Annotated in this window: 2 protein-coding genes; one reads left to right on the top strand and one right to left on the bottom strand. The window is 51.8% G+C overall.

Annotated elements, in window-relative coordinates:
- Nucleotides 1-123 precede the first annotated feature (123 nt).
- Complete coding sequence (locus AXE65_RS13790; protein ID WP_160330591.1) at nucleotides 124-282, top strand: hypothetical protein; 159 nt, start codon at nucleotides 124-126, stop codon at nucleotides 280-282.
- A gap of 57 nt (nucleotides 283-339) precedes the next feature.
- Here AXE65_RS13790 and AXE65_RS13255 read toward each other — a convergent pair whose 3' ends face one another.
- Nucleotides 340-546 (bottom strand): DMT family transporter, encoded by a 207-nt coding sequence (locus AXE65_RS13255; RefSeq protein WP_275574855.1) that lies wholly within the window; start codon nucleotides 544-546, stop codon nucleotides 340-342.
- Between the last annotated feature and the right edge of the window lie 101 nt (nucleotides 547-647).

The raw sequence follows: 647 nt of genomic DNA, 5'->3' as shown, positions 1-647 counted from the left end.
TGATTTTCGAACGTTTGAAGTACCTATTTTTACCAGTAATATCAGGAAGTTATCATGCCATAAAAACATGTTTGCTTCCTAAGACCCTTATTTTTAAAGCCTATGCGAGGCGGAGTTATTCGTATGCGAAACGTGGAAAACAGCGCAGCGCCCATGCCCATACGCACCAGCAAAGCCTGCTGCCGTCTCGCGGCGGAGCAGCCCAAACGCTACCAGACATTGAACGACGGCCATGTGCGGCTGCACTTTCATCCGCCGTTCCCGGAACTTGCCAGCCAGTGACAATCGCTACAGCAGACGCCAATATCAACAGAACGCTGAATGCGAAAAGTTTTTGGCTCATGGCGCACCCCCTCTGGTCGTAGACCATTGCACAAGCAGCATGCCGACGAATATCAACGCCACGCCGCCAATGCGGCCGAGGTTGACCTCTTTCACGGTCAAGCCGACCAATCCGAAATGGTCAATCAACAACGAGGTCAGCATCTGCCCTGCAATCACGTAGACAATAAAACTGGCCGCCCCCATACGCGGCGTCAACAACAAGGCAGCAGTGATGTCAGTGATAAGTAATCTGTCCGCATCAGTAGCAAATGAACTGTCCGGTTTTACTGACCGCCGAGGAGGTGGTCATGAAACGGACGCTA

The sequence above is a fragment of the Ventosimonas gracilis genome, assembly GCF_001580025.1.
GTDB lineage: Bacteria > Pseudomonadota > Gammaproteobacteria > Pseudomonadales > Pseudomonadaceae > Ventosimonas > Ventosimonas gracilis.
The sequence above is the reverse complement of the archived record's forward strand: the minus strand, read 5'-3'. Positions and strand labels throughout refer to the sequence as shown.

What these genes read in the sequence shown, in the direction of transcription:
- AXE65_RS13790 (WP_160330591.1), top strand. Translation starts at nt 124, where the DNA reads ATGCGAAACGTGGAAAACAGCGCAGCGCCCATGCCCATACGCACCAGC.